The sequence below is a fragment of the Furfurilactobacillus siliginis genome (genome assembly GCF_001437435.1).
Lineage (GTDB): Bacteria > Bacillota > Bacilli > Lactobacillales > Lactobacillaceae > Furfurilactobacillus > Furfurilactobacillus siliginis.
This window is the reverse complement of sequence record NZ_JQCB01000018.1, coordinates 1-16,898: the sequence shown is the minus strand read 5'-3', so window position 1 is coordinate 16,898 and position 16,898 is coordinate 1. Positions and strand designations below refer to the sequence as shown.

Annotated in this window: 11 protein-coding genes; 9 read left to right on the top strand and 2 right to left on the bottom strand. The window is 44.2% G+C overall.

Translation table 11 applies throughout. From position 1 onward, the window contains the following. Positions 1-734: 734 nt before the first annotated feature. The 4 genes from IV55_RS09195 to IV55_RS09180 all read left to right on the top strand — a co-directional run bounded on the left by IV55_RS09195 (position 735) and on the right by IV55_RS09180 (position 10,714). Positions 735-4,340: a PD-(D/E)XK nuclease family protein gene (locus IV55_RS09195; RefSeq protein ID WP_057811517.1), complete on the top strand. Its 3,606-nt coding sequence runs from the start codon at positions 735-737 to the stop codon at positions 4,338-4,340. Then, the gene (gene addA / locus IV55_RS09190) at positions 4,330-8,169 is read left to right on the top strand and encodes a helicase-exonuclease AddAB subunit AddA (protein WP_057811516.1); all 3,840 of its coding nucleotides are present in this window, start codon (positions 4,330-4,332) and stop codon (positions 8,167-8,169) included. The genes IV55_RS09195 and addA overlap by 11 nt, the downstream gene beginning before the upstream one ends. Positions 8,170-8,524: 355 nt before the next feature. Then, on the top strand, positions 8,525-9,877 hold the full coding sequence (brnQ, locus tag IV55_RS09185) for a branched-chain amino acid transport system II carrier protein (protein ID WP_057811514.1): 1,353 nt from the start codon (positions 8,525-8,527) through the stop codon (positions 9,875-9,877). Positions 9,878-9,955: 78 nt separating this feature from the next. Further along, positions 9,956-10,714: an NADP-dependent (R)-specific alcohol dehydrogenase gene (locus IV55_RS09180; protein WP_057811512.1), complete on the top strand. Its 759-nt coding sequence runs from the start codon at positions 9,956-9,958 to the stop codon at positions 10,712-10,714. A 67-nt stretch (positions 10,715-10,781) separates the two neighbouring features. Here IV55_RS09180 and IV55_RS09175 read toward each other — a convergent pair whose 3' ends face one another. Both IV55_RS09175 and IV55_RS09170 read right to left on the bottom strand, forming a co-directional pair. Continuing rightward, positions 10,782-10,997 (bottom strand): hypothetical protein, encoded by a 216-nt coding sequence (locus IV55_RS09175; RefSeq protein WP_057811511.1) that lies wholly within the window; start codon positions 10,995-10,997, stop codon positions 10,782-10,784. 196 nt (positions 10,998-11,193) lie between these two features. Beyond that, complete coding sequence (locus tag IV55_RS09170; protein ID WP_057811509.1) at positions 11,194-12,372, bottom strand: acetyl-CoA C-acetyltransferase; 1,179 nt, start codon at positions 12,370-12,372, stop codon at positions 11,194-11,196. Between the two features lie 288 nt (positions 12,373-12,660). Here IV55_RS09170 and gndA point away from each other — a divergent pair, with 288 nt between their 5' ends. The 5 genes from gndA (at position 12,661) to IV55_RS09145 (ending at position 16,862) form a co-directional block, all read left to right on the top strand. Next, positions 12,661-14,103, top strand: a complete 1,443-nt coding sequence (gene gndA / locus IV55_RS09165; RefSeq protein WP_057811507.1) for an NADP-dependent phosphogluconate dehydrogenase — start codon at positions 12,661-12,663, stop codon at positions 14,101-14,103. A gap of 243 nt (positions 14,104-14,346) precedes the next feature. Beyond that, positions 14,347-15,204: a DegV family protein gene (locus IV55_RS09160; RefSeq protein WP_057811505.1), complete on the top strand. Its 858-nt coding sequence runs from the start codon at positions 14,347-14,349 to the stop codon at positions 15,202-15,204. Positions 15,205-15,220: 16 nt separating this feature from the next. Then, positions 15,221-15,715: a DUF1836 domain-containing protein gene (locus IV55_RS09155; RefSeq protein ID WP_057811502.1), complete on the top strand. Its 495-nt coding sequence runs from the start codon at positions 15,221-15,223 to the stop codon at positions 15,713-15,715. A gap of 41 nt (positions 15,716-15,756) precedes the next feature. Beyond that, positions 15,757-16,332, top strand: coding sequence for a TetR/AcrR family transcriptional regulator (locus IV55_RS09150; RefSeq protein WP_057811501.1), 576 nt, complete (start codon positions 15,757-15,759; stop codon positions 16,330-16,332). A gap of 113 nt (positions 16,333-16,445) precedes the next feature. Next, positions 16,446-16,862 (top strand): NAD-dependent epimerase/dehydratase family protein, encoded by a 417-nt coding sequence (locus IV55_RS09145; RefSeq protein WP_057811499.1) that lies wholly within the window; start codon positions 16,446-16,448, stop codon positions 16,860-16,862. Positions 16,863-16,898 lie beyond the last annotated feature (36 nt).

Genomic DNA, 16,898 nt, shown 5'->3' with positions numbered 1-16,898 from the left:
CTAGCCTGCCGGGAGTGAAGGGCTGCGAAGAATTCGCAAAGCCCGCAACGGTAAGGCTCGCTAGTTTTCCGCCTGCGAACGTAGTGAGCTCACTGTTATCTTGTTTTGACGGAGACACTCCCTCGTGACAAAGACCCACCCACATCACGTTATGTACCCAAAATAAATGACCTGCGACAAAGGTAATGTCGCAGGTCATTGTTGTTATGGTCATCGCACAGGTTTCACAACGCTGTCGTTTAAGAAACGGTGCTCGCATAACAACATGCCGGTCACCCAGCTATTTAACTGTGCGGCTTGTAGCACCGCAAAACTTGGTGGCGGATTCTAGGTTGCCGCCTGCCTATCATCAGCTGATGAACAATTTCATCCAGCTGACACACTGGTTCTTAGGAAGGAATCTTTCTAAGGCCAACACTTTTTCGCGTCATGTTACACACTCGGCCATCTGGCTTAGCAATCTGCTGTAAAGGGCCGTTCGTGCCCGGGCGATGCTGATTGAGACATACCGTTAGTGCTGTGTGAGCATGTGCGTGATGCATTTAAAAACCTGCATCGTCTGATTATAAAGGCCAACTTCCTTCCTCAATTTGTAGTATAGCAAAATCATTTTGAAAACGCTACCACAAGCTCCGAAAAATCACGAACAAATGTTTTGTTTTGCTATGTCCTTCGGCGCTGTTTCGGGTAAAATAAGGATATTAACAACGGCTAAGATTGAAAGGAGTCTCACTGTGACACTTAATTTTATTTTGGGTCAGGCTAAGTTTGATCATCGTCAAGCCTTGATTGAACAGATGCAGGCTTCAATGTTAGAGCACCCAGATGATCAGTATTTTGTGCTCGTACCAAATCACATCAAGTTTAATGCTGAAGTGGGCATCCTAAATGCCTTGAAACAGATTAGCGGCCAGCAAGCGCGGCCCTTATTTGCTGACGGGCAAGTGCAGGTGTTTTCTTTTACGCGACTAGCATGGTATTTCATGAAGAATACACCAACGTATCAGTTACCACGTCTATCAAACGCTGGACTGAGCATGTTGATATACCATATTATTGCTGAGCATCAGAGCGAATTGACAGTGTTTGCTGGTGAATTAAACCAAACGGGGTTTATCAATCAGCTGGTTCGACAATTTGCCGAGCTAAAAGTCGGGCAAGTTACCGCGGCTGATTTACAGCAGATTGCCGGACAACTACCAGTAGGACAGCGAGCAGACTTAGCAGCCAAACTACACGATTTGGCCATCGTCTACCAGGCATATACGGAGTCATTAACTGATCAATACATTGATAATGCGGATTTAGTTAATCAGTTAAGTAATTACTTTCAGGAAAATAATAATCTACGGCATGCACACATTTATGTAGAAGGGTTCGCCGAATTTTCTGCACAGGAACAAAATTTGCTCACGACAATGTTAACGACCGCGGCTTCAGTAACGATATCGTTGACGTTAGCGCAAGCGCCACAACAAACACCAGAAGTCGGTGACTTGTTTTACGAACCGGCCATGACGTACTTGAAGTTACGTTACCTGGCGAAAGAAAATCAAGTTGCAATCAACCAAGATGTTTTTGCGAAGACAACGCGCGTTAGTGACGCGTTGTCCGCATTAGATGATTTTTGGGTTGCCAGTGTTCCTGCAAAACGCGTTCCTGATGCACCCTTGGGTGTTCAAGAGGACCTTCAGGTATTTACTGCACCAACCCGGTTAGATGAATTGAATCAAGTGGCTCGGCAAATACGAACCATGGTGACCCAGCAACCTGAGCGGTATCACTATCGGGACTTTTTAGTGTTGGCACGGCACCTGGCGCCGTACGAAAACATGGTTGGACCACTGTTTGATCAAATGAATATTCCTTATTTTGACGATTCAGATAAGCCGATGGATAAACATCCGTTAGTAGAACTTATGGGTGCTTTATTTGATGTGAAAGCACATTACTATCGTTATCAGGATGTGATGCGGCTACTAAAGACAGAATTGTTAGTACCTATGATTGATGGACAGTCGATGCCGATTGTCGCCTTTCGCCGTGCTTTAGCATTGACGGAAAACTGGGTTTTAAAAACGGGAATTGAAGGTAGTCGATGGGTTGAAGATCGTGATTGGACCTATTGGCGTCTGCAACAGGTGGATGATGAGTTGTTGACAGAGGCGGATTTGGCTGTGCAACAGCAAATTAACGTTATTCATCATTTTATTGCGAATGTGTTGCCGCCGTTTTTCAAGGCGTTAGACGCTGCCAGTACCGGAACAGAAGCTGCAACGGTGTTGTATCAGTTTTTAGCAGACAATCAGGTTATTAGTCGGTTAGATGATTGGCGCAATGAAGCGACGGAGAATGGTGATCTTGCGCGTGCCGCTCGTAATGAACAAGCTTGGAATACGTTTACCGGGATTCTTGATGAATATGTTAGTTTACTGGGTGAGACGCCTAATTTTGATGTGGCAGAATTTTCTGCATTATTACTAAATGGTTTTGATGGTGCCAAATATACACAGATTCCGGCGACATTGGATCAAGTAACCGTATCGGAAACGGGAATTGTGCAATTGAATGACTATCAGGTGATCTTTTTGATTGGTGCGACTGATGACGTGATGCCTGATCAAGTTGCCGAAAGTTCAATTCTGACAGATGCGGATCGTGATCAAATGAAGACGCGCTTCAATGATGATCAATTTCTGACATTAAATGCCGGTGTCCGGATGACATTTGATCCATACATCAATTACATGGGCTTTTTAACTGGTTGTCAGCGACTGATTTTATCTTATCCACAAGGCGGTAGTGATGAGGCCGGGCTGCAACCGTCTCGCTATGTCACAAGCATCGTGAACCACTTTCATCTACCTATTATCGAGTATGCGACTGATCCAGCGGTTGCAACGGGACAAGCAGCGGCGTTACGGCCATTTGTGGGGTCGCCTCAGTATACATTAACGAACCTAGTCAAGGTTAGTTATCAAGCAAAGGCACAGCGGGTGCCATTACCGAAACCTTGGTTGTTTATCTATCGTTGGTTAGAGCAGTCGCCGGTCAAGGAATTAACGAATCATCTATTGGCGGGAATTGACTACCGCAATGTTCCGGAACCGCTGCGTTTAGATATTGTGAAAGGCCTATATGGCGACCAGCTGAACACCTCAATTTCCCAACTGGAAACATTTTATCGAAATCAATATGAATATTTCTTGAAATTTGGACTTCGACTAGCAGAACGAGATGAATTTGAGCTGTCTGCGGCGAGCACCGGTGAGTACTTCCACATGGCATTAGATCAGTTAATGAAAATCGTTATTAGTCGTCGATTGGATCTAAGTAAATTGAGTGATTCGGAGATTAACCAGTTAATTACGGATGTGATGCCAACGATTAACGCGCAACCGCAGTTTGTTATTTTGAGTAGTTCTGCACGCATGGGTTATGTTCGTCAACAGCTGATGGCTACGATTAAACGGATGGTGGTTATTATTGGGCAGCAACAACAGACGTCGCCAATGCGAACATTAGCAACAGAAGTATTATTTGGCCACGTTGGGGCGGATCAAGGGTTACCTGGTCTGTCATTTGATTTGCCGGGAAATAAGAAAATCAACGTACGTGGAAAGATTGATCGAATTGACGGGATGCAAATTGACGGTCATGAATATTTAAGCGTGATCGATTATAAGTCTGGTCGCCGCACCTTTGACTTTGAACAGGCTTATTATGGCTTATCCATGCAAATGCTGACGTACCTTGATGCATTACGCCAGGATGCGGATAGTGTCAGTCCACAGAAGCTAAATGAGCTGGCCGGTGCACTTTATATGCATATTCAAAGTGCCGGTGTTTCAATCAATCAGTTGGGCAAAGGAAAATTATTGGCCCTGGCTGACTCAGCGATGCTGGATGACGCGTTATTATCAGCCCACAAGTACCAGGGTGTGTTGGTTGGTGAACCGGAATTGTTACTGAATCTGGATCGAACGGTTAGTGATGGTGGGACTTCAAAGATTTACCCATTTTCGTTGAAGAAAGATTTAACGCTGTCAGCAATGGCCAAGAATGTGGTGACACCAGCGCAACTGTTGGCGCTACTGACCTATGAAGAAACGCTGATCAAGCAGGCTGGCACGCAGATCTTTGCGGGAGAAAATAAATTAAACCCCTTCCAGGATGCGCGTAAACGAACGGGCTTACAGTATTCCCCATACACGGCCATTATGCGGTTTGATGCGATGCTGCCGGAGAACCGGTACCATGTTTTAGATAAAATGAATCCGGCTGAAGTGTTAGAACGGATTAGTCATTCAGAGGAACAGGAGGCTGACCATGGCGAATAATAGCTTAACGTTTACACCGGCTCAAGATGCTGCCATTCATCATGGTGGGCATAATGTTTTAGTTTCTGCTTCAGCTGGATCGGGGAAGACCCGGGTCTTAGTTGAACGTGTGATTGATTTAGTGCTAAATGAAGAAAACGAAACAGATGTCACGAATTTGCTGGTTGTAACCTTTACCAATGCTGCTGCCAAAGAAATGCGTGATCGTGTACAGACGACGCTTCGTCAACGTATTAATGCACTAGCGGGTGATGATGAAGCGACAGGTCACATACGCCGAGATCTACTACGTCAACTAAATTTATTGGGTAGTGCGGATATAAGCACGTTAGATGCGTTTTGTTTACGCTTAGTTCAGAAATATTACTATGTGATTCACCTAGATCCTGTCTTTCGGCAGTTAGCCGACCCAACAGAGGCGCAACTGTTGAAGGAAACGGTGTGGGGGGACTTGCGTGAACGGTTGTATGCAGATGATACGGATGACCAGTTTGCAACACTGACACGGAACTTTTCCAATGATCGAGATGACCAAGGATTACAGGACCTTGTCTTTCGACTAGCAACCTTTGCAACTGCAAAGGCGAATCCAACTGCTTGGTTGGCTAGCTTGGCAGACGTGTATCAGTTGCCCGATGGTGATTTATGGCATAGCGATCTAGTGCAGCAAAACGTCCGTCCTGATATTGAAGATACCCTGCGCCAATGTTTGGTAGACGTACAAACAGCCCAAGCATTGGCAGAAGGATTCAGTGACGATGGCTATTTAACTAAGTGGACAAAACTATTAGCACCGCTACAAGCTGTTTTTGCGGATTTAGTAAACCAGTTAACAACATGTGATTGGAACACGCTGCGGACAGCCATTGCAGATGTCGATTTGGGGCGTTCCCCAAGTTTACGGAAATTGGAATCTGATGATCAACGCATCCATGATCAGCTTAAAAATGTACGTGCAATACTAAAAAAACGCTTAGATGGTCTGGTTGATCGTTATCTCAGTTTGAGTGAGGATGATGTACTAACCGTTAACGCACATGCACAAATGCTGGTCAGCCAATTGGCCGACGTGGTTCAGCAGTTTATGGATGCCTTTGCATCGGCAAAACGTCAACGGCATCTGGTGGACTTTGGGGACTTAGAACATTTTGCGTTAACGATTTTACGTGATGAGAGTGTTCAAGTTGAAGTGGCAGCTAAATATCATGAAGTCTTAGTCGATGAATATCAGGATATTAACGAGCTTCAAGAACAGATTTTGCAAGCGGTGGCACATAAAGCGCCTCAAGCTGGCAATATGTTCATGGTTGGGGACATGAAACAGTCGATTTATCGGTTCCGGCTAGCTGACCCGACGTTGTTTCTGCATAAATACAATACATTTAGTAATGATGCAGCTGGTACCGGTATCGACGACGAGCGAATTATTTTAGCCGATAACTTTCGGTCGATGAAAAATGTCGATGCGTTTACGAACCTTGTGTTTTCTCAGTTGATGGATGAACGTTTAGGGGAAATGAACTACGCCGGGGATGCTGAATTACAGTATGGTCCTAAAGATTACCCCAACGATGACATTCCAAAGACGCAAGTAATGATTTATCAAAGTGGCATGGATGACACAACCAGTAATGACACAGAACTTGAAGATGTCGACGATGCCTTAGCCATTAATGATCGTGCCGAAGGTCAAATTGTAATGGTTGCTGCTAAAATCAAAGAGATGGTGGCCAACCGTGAGCAGATCTTTAATCGCCGCGCTGGTGAGTACCGGGATATAACCTATGCCGATATTGCGTTGTTAGTGCCAACCCGCAATAATAATCTGTTACTACAAGAACAATTTGCAAAGTTAGGAGTACCACTGGAAGTCCGCGATACTGCTAATTATTTCCAAACGACTGAAATCCAGATTATGATGGCGCTCCTACGAATTATTGATAATCCGTATCAGGATATTCCGCTGGTAGCTGTGCTACGATCGCCAATTGTTGGTTTAACTGAAAATGAATTGGCATATTTGCGAATTCAAAATAAAACAAGCGATTATTTTCAGGCATTGTTAGATTTTGAAGAGCGTATTGCCAGTAATGATGCGCAAATCGGTGCCTTTGGACAGGAAATTCATGTTAAAATCCAACAATTTCTACAGCAGTTGTGGCAGTTTAAGAACATTGCGCGCCAAAACCAATTAGTCACGTTAATTTGGACGATTTATCAAGAAACGGGCTTCTTAGATTATGTGGCCGGAATGCCTGGTGGTCAGCAACGTGCTAGCAATTTACATGCGCTTTATGCCCGGGCGGCCGATTATGAAAATAGTAGTTTTAAAGGCGTCTTTCAGTTTGTCCGTTTCATTACTGAAATGCAGAAACGAGATAAGGATTTAGCTGAAGTGACGACCGCAACGAATGCAGATGCCGTTTCTGTAATGACGATTCATGGTAGTAAGGGACTCGAATTTCCAGTTGTATTCGTGATGGATGCGTCACATGGCTTTAACATGGCGGATCAACGCAGCGCCGTGGTTGTGGATGACCACTTTGGTATCGGGATTACTTGGTATGATGAAGAACGTCACTTGAAAGTTGATACGTTACAAAAGAAGTTGGTCGCGAGTCAATCAAGTCGAAAACTGTTAGCTGAAGAAATGCGTGTGTTGTATGTCGCTTTGACCCGGGCACAGCAACGGTTGTTTATTGTGGGGACATATAAAGACGAAGCTGATTTATTAAAGCATTGGGATAAAGCAGCCAATAACGGTTCATTGACGTTATCGACGACGTTACGGGCGGAATCTAAGAACTTTATGGACTGGATCGGAATGGCATTGCTAAGGACGCCCAAAGTTGCTGAACAGCTTGGTGTCACAGACTTGGTAACACCATTACCGGTGGATAAGAAAGCAGCTGCAGAACGATTAGATAGTTTCGAATTGACGTTGGTTTCTAAAGAGGAACTACAGTCGGCGGGGATGTTGACCGTTGTCGATGAAACAGCCACAGCATACGTGGATGAACTGCAACAGGCTGCCAAAGCGGCACAGTTTGGCGACTTAAATGTGGATGAACTGGAACAAATCTTATCCTTTAGTTACGCAAATAAGGCGGCAACGCAAACGACGGCTTATCAATCTGTGTCTGAGTTGAAACGGATGTTTGAGGAACCAGATCAAAATCAATTAGGAACGCTTTCGCTAGATGAAACGTCTAAAGCACAGTCACGTATCGGTGTGACCGAGTTACGGGTGCCACAATTCATGCAGACAGTAAGTGCACCGACGGCAGCTGAAATTGGAACTGCCACGCATTTAGTGCTACAAGAAATCGATTTGAGTACAGGCGTGCCAACTGCCGAAAGTATTCAAATGTTGATTAACCAATTAGTCAACGATCACGTGTTAACCGATGCAGTCGCGTTGAAAATCAACGTCGATCAAGTGCTGGCATTTTATGACAGTGAACTTGGACAAAATGTTGTCACGCATCGTGAAGGGCTCCATCGTGAAGCAGCCTTTTCACTGTTGATGCCGGCTTACCAGTTGTATCAAGGAATTAACCGGCCTACAGACTTGGCGACTGCCGAACAGATTTTAGTGCACGGGATTATTGATGGCTATTTTGTTGATAATGGTGCGTTAACTGTTTTCGATTACAAAACAGATCACCTCAATGCTACCGACATGTCAGCTGGGCTAGAAAAGTTGGCGAATCGGTACAAAGGACAGTTGAACCTCTACGCAGCGGCTTTAACGAGTATGACGGGGTTACCCGTCGAGCATAAGTTGATTTATTCGTTATCCGCTGGAAAAGCAATTGAGATAAAATGAATATCCAATAAAAATTGCCATTGACTTTTAATTTTCAGTCCGTATAATTACTTCTAAATTAAACAGACAATGACTGAGAACAGAAGAGTAGCTTTGCTAACGTTTGCCAAGGGAGTATCGGTAAGTGAAAAGATATCAAACGTTGCGCTGCGAAAGTAATCTGGGAGTCATCATCACGAATAAGCGAGTGGTGATTGGTGTGCGGCAACCATTATGACAGCCGGAGTATGAGCAATCGTACTTAACGAGATCGGTGTGGCGACATGCTGATGAATCAAGGTGGTACCGCGCGAAAAGCGTCCTTAGTGAATTAACTGAGGACGCTTTTTTTGTGCTTATTTAAGGAGATGACGACATGGAACGACAAACGTTGAACCGTCGCGAGTACATTGTTTTAGGATCATTATTGTTTGGCCTATTTTTTGGTGCTGGTAACCTGATTTTTCCCATTCACCTAGGGCAGCTGGCGGGAGCTAATTGGGGACCAGCGACAATCGGATTTTTACTATCCGCTATTTTATTACCGTTACTATCGATTCTGGCAATCAGCCAAACGAACAGTGCAAGTATGTATGATCTTGCCCGACCAGTTGGCCAAGGATTTGCATCATTTTTCTTGATTGCGACGCATGCAAGTTTGGGTCTGTTAATTGCCTCACCCCGGACGGCAACTGTTACCTTTGAAATTGGTGTGATTCCTTTTATTCCTAAAGGAACTGAGCATATCAGTTTATTGATTTTTTCGTTTTTGTTTTTCTTAACCACGTTCTTGCTATCGCGTAATCAGCAAAAGATTACTTTTTATGTAGGGCGTCTATTAAATCCGTTGTTTTTAGTATTGCTGACTTTTATTTTTGCATGGGCCTTGTTAATCAAAGGCGACATCAGTGCAGTTCATTGGAGTTTTGGTCATGCAGCTCCAGCCAATTTAATCAACGGCTTTTTACAGGGCTACAATACGATGGATGCGTTGGCAGGACTGACCTTCGGGGTTACGATCACGAGCGCATTGAAATTCTTTAAACTTCATGATCGTGGTGAGCAATCTAAAGCCATCGCTAAAATTGGTTTGTTGTCGTTATCACTGGAGGCAATTGTCTACACGTTACTGATTATGTTAGGCGCCATTAGTTTAAACTTCGCTAAGTTGAGCGATAATGGTGGGTCTGCATTTAATCAGATCATGAGTCACTATACCGGGATTATTGGCACAGCACTGTTAGCGGCGTTAACGTTGCTCGCTTGTTTAACAACAGCGATTGGGCTAATCACATCGCTTGCCCAGGACTTAAGTCGGCGGTTTCCAAAGCTTGGGTTTACCAGAATTCTATTGGCAACCACGGCAGGCGCTTTTTTGATCGCAAATTTAGGATTGGACCAAATCATTACATTTTCGACACCAATTCTAATGTTCCTGTACCCGTTGGCAATTGCACTGATTATCCTGGGGATTTTTGATCCGTGGATTAAGCAGCGACAGATCATTTATCGGGTCACAATTATTGCGACGGCGATTCCTGCGACTTTAGATTTCATCCATGCACTGCCACCCGTATTTGCACAATGGGCACCATTTAAAGCAATTAATGCCTTTGCACTGGAGACAGTTCCGTGGTTTAACGTAGGCCTCGACTTTATTCCGTTTATGCTCGTGGGGCTGATTGTTGGTATTGCTTTAGCGTTTCTCAAACGAACGCCAACTGCGTAAGACATATCAAGTGAGAAAATAGGGCTTTTGTGATACGATTCACTATGTAAGACTAAAACAAATCGTGGAGGTATTAACATGGGTACTCGTTTAGCTGGAAAGGTTGCTATTGTCACAGGTGGTAGTTTAGGAATTGGTTATGGAATTGCCAAACGCTTTGTTGATGAAGGCGCAAAAGTAGTCATCACCGGACGGCATGAAGATGTTGGTGAAAAGGCTGCACGAGAAATTGGTACAACGGATCAAATTCGTTTCGTAAAACACGATGCTGCAGATGAACAAGGTTGGATTGACCTCTTTGACCAAACTGAAGCAGCCTTCGGACCAGTATCGACCCTTGTTAATAACGCCGGAATCGCCGTTAGCAAGAGTATTGAAAACACGACGACTGAGGAATGGCGGACATTGATGTCTGTTAACTTGGACGGTGTTTTCTTTGGCACACGGCTTGGGATTCAACGGATGAAGAACAAGCATTTAGGTGCTTCCATCATCAACATGTCATCAATCGAAGGATTCATTGGTGACCCTAACCTCGGTGCGTACAACGCATCTAAAGGTGGTGTACGGATCATGTCGAAGTCTGCTGCTTTGGATTGTGCGTTGAACGATTACGACGTTCGGGTCAATACGGTTCATCCAGGTTATATCAAGACACCATTAGTTGATGACTTGGAAGGCGCAGAAGCTGCTATGTCACAGCGGACCAAGACACCAATGGGACATATTGGTGAACCTGACGACATTGCCTACATGTGTGTTTACTTAGCTTCTGATGAAGCCAAGTTTGCAACAGGTGCAGAATTCGTCGTTGACGGTGGTTACACGGCTCAGTAAAAGAGAAATCTAAAAGCGGCACCAACGCATTGAATTTTCAATGCGTTGGTGCCGCTTTAGTTATGCGCTAAATTAGTTCTACTAGGCGTTCTTGATCGTTTAGCATGACGCTGTAAAGATCGTCTTTGCGACGTGTGCCAACGACACTACCGTTAAAACCAGTACTTTTGAAATCAAATTGAACGTAACGATTACCCATGGCTAAGGCATTGACCGTGTAGTCATTTAGTTGGGCATCGTGCAAGTTGATCGTCTGGTCTAGTGAAGCTTGTAAATTACTCACTGTCCTTAATAGCCTCCATGGAGATACTTTATTTGTCAGTTTAGCTAATGATAGAAGAAGTTGCTTAAAGAAACCTTTAATGCAATTTCTAAAATAGCAAATGAATCGTAGTGACTGACAAATATTTTAGCCGCTAAATTACTGTGAAGCAATGGATAAATCAGTTTTTGGTAAAACTTAACCAAAAAACTGGTTGTTAGTCACGAGTTAATTCCATCGCAATACCCAAGCCACCGCCGATACACATGGATGCAATGCCATTCTGAAGATTGTCACGCTGTAATCCATGCACTAATGTTGTGACGATTCGGGCGCCGGATGCGCCAATGGGATGACCAATTGCCAGAGAACCACCGGTTGGATTTAAACGGTCTTCAGGCACCAGTAGTTCGTTGGCAACAATAATACTAGGGGCAGCAAAGGCTTCGTTTAATTCGAAACGGTTGATATCAGTGATTGTCTGCTGTGTTTTAGCAATCAGCTGGTTGATTGCCTTGACGGGTGAATAGCCCATAATCTGTGGATCAATACCGACTTCGGCATACGCGCTAATGGTTGCCAAAGGTGTCAGTCCGAGTTCATCCGCTTTTGTACGGCGCATCAGGACTAACGCAGATGCACCATCATTCAGCGGTGCTGAGTTTCCGGCCGTAACGGTACCATCATTTTTGAAACTTGGTCGTAGGTGACTGAGTTGTTCCAGACTAGTATCGGGCCGGATCGTTTCATCTTGTGTAATGATTGTCGTGCCCTTTTTGTTGGTGACAGTCACAGGCACGATTTCATCTTTAAAAACACCAGCATTGGTTGCAGCAGTCGCTTTTTGATGTGAGGTCAGCGCAAACGCATCTTGCGCTTCGCGACTGACATGCCATTGCTTTGCAACGTTCTCGGCGGTGACGCCCATTGGTTCACCAGAAAACGTATCAGTTAAACCATCATGTTCCATGCTATCAACGAAGGTACTGTCACCAAATTTAGTCCCAAAGCGCATGCCACTTGCTAAGTACGGTGCGTTGCTCATACTCTCAGTACCACCGACTAAGACAATATCGGCGTCACCCATAAGGATGGCCGCTTGGCCTAAACGAATTGATTTTAAACCTGAACCACATACTTCATTAATGGTCATGGCAGGGCTTGCTTCGGGCACGCCTGCATGAATGCTGATTTGGCGGGCAACATTTTGACCAGAACCAGCCTGTAGCACATTACCAAAAATTGTTTGATCGATGGCAGAAGCTTCTAATCCTGCTTGTTTAATGGCAGCCGTGGCAACCATTGTGCCAAGTTCAACTGCTGAGAAACTGGCTAACTGGCCGCCTAATTTACCAATGGGGGTGCGCACTGCACTGACAATAACAACGTCGTCCATGAGAATCTCCCTTTAACTTTTACGAAATAAGGTCAAGTCTAACTGATGTTGTGAACGGCGGCAATTGTTTTGCGCAGGGAGGGGTGGAACGTTACCGAGATTTATCATTTTCAACGTAAATTTATTTCACAAATCCAACCCCTAGCAGTTGAAAACTAACACCAGTTCATCTAACATTGAACCTGTAATAGTGTTTCTTTTCACAATTGTGGAACATTGCTGTTGTAGCGGGGATTACCCCACGATGATAATGATTTTCACAATAAAATCGGACAAGGAAGGTTTATCATGGCAGATCAAAAAGCACAGATTGGTGTTGTTGGTTTAGCAGTTATGGGTAAGAACTTAGCCCTGAACATTGAAAGTCGCGGTTTCACGGTCGGAGTATACAACCGTTCACGTGAACGTACCGATGACATGATGAAAGACCACAGCGCAAAGAAATTGATTCCAAGTTACACGGTTGCTGACTTCGTTAACTCATTGGAAACGCCTCGGCGGATTCTTTTGATGGTTAAGGCTGGTGGCCCAACGGATGCTGTTATCCAAGAATTATTACCATTGTTGGATAAGGGTGATGTGTTGATCGATGGTGGGAACACAAACTTCCACGACACGATGGCTCGTAACGCTGAATTGGACAAATCTGGGATTAACTTTATCGGAATGGGTGTTTCCGGTGGTGAATTAGGTGCCTTACAAGGACCTTCTTTGATGCCTGGTGGTCAAAAAGAAGCGTATGACTTGGTTGCCCCAATCCTTGAACAGATTGCTGCTAAGGCACCTCAAGATGGCAAATCATGTGTTGCCTACATTGGACCAAATGGTGCTGGACACTATGTAAAGATGGTTCATAACGGAATTGAATACGGTGATGAAGAACTGATCGACGAAAGTTACAACATCATGCGTAACGTTGCTGGCATTTCAGTTGATGAAATGGCTGATATCTTCAAGGAATGGAACGAAGGCGAATTGGACAGTTACTTAATCGAAATTACAGCTGATATTTTGAGCCGTAAAGACGACTTGGGTGACGACAAGAGCAAACCAATCGTTGACATGATCTTGGACCGTGGTAACAACAAGGGTACTGGTAAGTGGAGTTCGGAAGATGCATTGAACATCCAAGTACCACAATCAGTTATTACTGAATCAGTTTACGCACGTTACATCTCAATGATGAAGGACGAACGTGTTAAGGCTTCTAAGGCATTGCCTGCAGCAGCACAACAAGGTAAGGCTGAAATTGGTGACAAGCAAGAATTCATCGAAAAGATTCGCCAAGCGCTGTTCTTCAGTAAGTTGATGAGTTATGCACAAGGATTTGAACAATTGCGTGTTGCTTCTGAAACTTATGACTGGGACTTACAATTTGGCCAATTGGCACAAATTTGGCGCGCGGGTTGTATCATTCGTGCAGGCTTCCTTCAGAACATTACGGATGCCTACGACAAAGATCCTAAGTTGACGAACTTATTGTTCGATGACTACTTCAAGGACATTGCCGCTAAGTACCAAGAATCAGTTCGTGATGTTGTTGCAATGGCTGTTAAGGCGGGTGTTCCAGTGCCTAGCTTCTCAGCTGCCATCACTTACTACGATAGCTTCCGTGCAGAAGTGCTCCCAGCTAACTTGCTGCAAGCACAACGTGACTACTTCGGTGCTCACACGTACGAACGGACTGACCGTCCTGGAAACTTCCACTACAGCTGGTACGAAGAACAATAATCAAATCTGTTGTATGAAAGCCTGCAGCCATTGTGCTGCGGGCTTTTTTTGTGTTGTGCATGGTAGTGATGAACTGAAGATTAGTTAATCAATGTGATTAAGTGGGTGTTTTATTTTTCAATAACTGTTGCATGTGGACAAGCCACGGGCTTACAATGCCCAAGAGAGATATAGTATTGAAAACTATATTTTTTAATGACTTTTAAAATTAACCAGTAATTGAAACGATGAGCGGAGAAAACCATGTCAGAAAAAATTGCGTTACTTGTAGATTCAGCGTCAGATGTACCAGGCAGTGTCTTTGCCGAGCATGATAATATTGCTGTGGTGCCTTTGCAAATTGTGATTGATGGCGAGACGCTTGTTGACCGTGAAACGATCGATCCAGCAACTTTTTACCAACGACAGGCGACGGCTAAGCAATTGCCTAAAACGGCTAGCCCGAGTTTAGGGGATGTCATTGAAAAGGTTGATCTATTGAAGCAGCACGGCTTTACACATATTGTTGGAATCACGATTTCAGCAGCACTGTCTGTGACGAACGGTGTGTTTCAACAGGTAGCCGACATGCAAAGTGATGTCATTATGTCAGTCATCAACACGAAGAATATTGGTGTTGGCAGTGGCTTGTTTGCACAATATGCGGAATCGTTAATCGACAGTGGCCAGACGTTTATTAACGTTGTGACAAAGTTGATGGCGGCGGTTAGCCAAAGCTCTGTTTACTTTTATATTCCAACGCTGAAGTATCTTCGTGCCGGTGGTCGAATTGGTAAGGTGACGGGTTTTGTGGGCGCAGCATTAAATATTAAGCCTGTGATCACTTGTGATTCTGATGGCGTATACACAACGGTGGCAAAGGCACGCACGGAGAAAAAAGCCATTGAGAAGATGATTGCACTGGCTAGCCGTGATGTTGCAGGACATGCGCATGCACGCGTAGCCGTTGGGCATAGTGCAAATCCGGACTTGATGAAACAAATTGTTATGGGCTTGAAAGGGAACTTTCCTGGCCTACAAATTGAAATTGGTGATATTTCACCAGCAATAGGCGTGCATACAGGCCCTGGTGTCGTAGGTATTGCTGTTCAAGCAGGATAGTTTGGGAGGAAAAACAATGGCTGAAAAAGAGATGGTACTACCACGTTGGGAAGAACTACCGAGCATTGATTTACACCTTGATCAGTTGTTAGAACTGACAAATGGGTATCTTGCACCAATTACAGGTGACAAGATTACTAAAACAATGATGCATAATTACTTCAAAGCTGAAGTCATCGTTGCACCTGATAAAAAAAGCTATCACCAAATCCATTTGGCAGGTGCAATTATTGTTGGCTTGTTAAAGGGAATTTTTACACTAGATGAATTAAAAACTGCCTTACAGTCCATTTTGAACGCCCGATATCCCCAGGCTGGCTATAATCGTTTTGTTGATATGTTCAACCATGAGGCGCATAACGATGCATTTAAACAATCAAAACTAGACGGTGAGGACCTGGGCGCTATGTCACCGATGACGATCATTCAGTATGATGCGTTAGAAGCACTGCTGTTTTGGCTATCGGCACGCCGTCGTTTACACGAAATTACGACTAAAGAGGAGTCGTAATTTCAGTTGACTTTAACTAAGTGACCACTTAGGATAGGTGCATGAGACATAAAGATGAAAATAAAATAAAGGCAATTGATGAGGCTGTAATTGATTTGTTTATGGCTGAAGGCGCCCAAAACGTCAGCATTTCAAAGATCGCTAAGCGCGCTGGTGTGTCACAGGCAACTATCTATATCTACTATGCTGATAAAGAGGCCATGCTAAGTCACGTGTACCTTGGCATCAAAGAATTGTTTGATGGCGAGTTATTTGCACATGTAGATACAACTAGCAGCGTAAAAGTACAGTTGGTCACGATTCTGACCAATTTTGTGCATGCTAGTTTGCGACATCCGCGAGAGGCGTTTGTGATGCAAAGCGTGAATGATAATCCGTCATTAGTGAGTGAAGACGCTTTTGCAGCCGGTCTTCAGCAGTCCAAACAACTCGGCGTTTTATATCAACGAGCGCTCAAGGAAGATATCATCAGGGATATTAGTCCAGCCTTAGTTGTTGGCTTTACCTTTCAACCGTTGCGTTTCTTAGTCACTGATGCGTATCGACGTGAACAGCAGCTGGCTGATGCAGAGGTTAGCACTGCAATTGAAATGTGCTGGAATGCAATTAAAGCCTAAAGTTGTTGACAAAAATGAATGATCGTTTATTATAGAATTCATCGAGGACGGAAACGTCCTTTTATTTTAAATATTAAATAAACGATTGTTCACTTAAAAGGAGAAAATACACCATGAAACACGAAAACGAAATTGCACTGATCAGCGGCATCACCGGATACATGGCAACGTGGGTGGCAAAGAAATTACTTGAAGAAGGATATCGTGTCCGTGGCACTTATCGTTCTGAGAAGCGGTTGCCGTATATTAAAAAAATACTACCAGGTGTTGAATTGGTGCAAACTGATTTAAACAGTGACGCAGGTTGGGATGATGCTTTTAAAGATGTAACTGCGTTTTTCCATGTTGCTTCACCACAGGCGGTGGCGACAGAGCATGATCGGACTGGAACGGCAATGAAAGGTGTTGACAATGTTTTTGCAGCGGCATTTCGGGCATCAAGTCTACGTAAAATCGTGCTAACGAGTTCAGAAGCGGCCGTCGCCTACGGTAAGCAAAATAAAACGATGTATGGTAGATTGCAAATTTAATCCGAATTTTTGGACAAATTTGTCAGCATAACCTGA

Coding starts and splice junctions, on each gene's coding strand:
- addA (WP_057811516.1), top strand. CDS start 4,330: ATGGCGAATAATAGCTTAACGTTTACACCGGCTCAAGATGCTGCCATT.
- IV55_RS09170 (WP_057811509.1), bottom strand. CDS start 12,372: ATGGACGACGTTGTTATTGTCAGTGCAGTGCGCACCCCCATTGGTAAA.
- IV55_RS09145 (WP_057811499.1), top strand. CDS start 16,446: ATGAAACACGAAAACGAAATTGCACTGATCAGCGGCATCACCGGATAC.
- IV55_RS09150 (WP_057811501.1), top strand. CDS start 15,757: ATGAGACATAAAGATGAAAATAAAATAAAGGCAATTGATGAGGCTGTA.
- IV55_RS09155 (WP_057811502.1), top strand. CDS start 15,221: ATGGCTGAAAAAGAGATGGTACTACCACGTTGGGAAGAACTACCGAGC.
- IV55_RS09180 (WP_057811512.1), top strand. CDS start 9,956: ATGGGTACTCGTTTAGCTGGAAAGGTTGCTATTGTCACAGGTGGTAGT.
- IV55_RS09160 (WP_057811505.1), top strand. CDS start 14,347: ATGTCAGAAAAAATTGCGTTACTTGTAGATTCAGCGTCAGATGTACCA.
- brnQ (WP_057811514.1), top strand. CDS start 8,525: ATGGAACGACAAACGTTGAACCGTCGCGAGTACATTGTTTTAGGATCA.
- gndA (WP_057811507.1), top strand. CDS start 12,661: ATGGCAGATCAAAAAGCACAGATTGGTGTTGTTGGTTTAGCAGTTATG.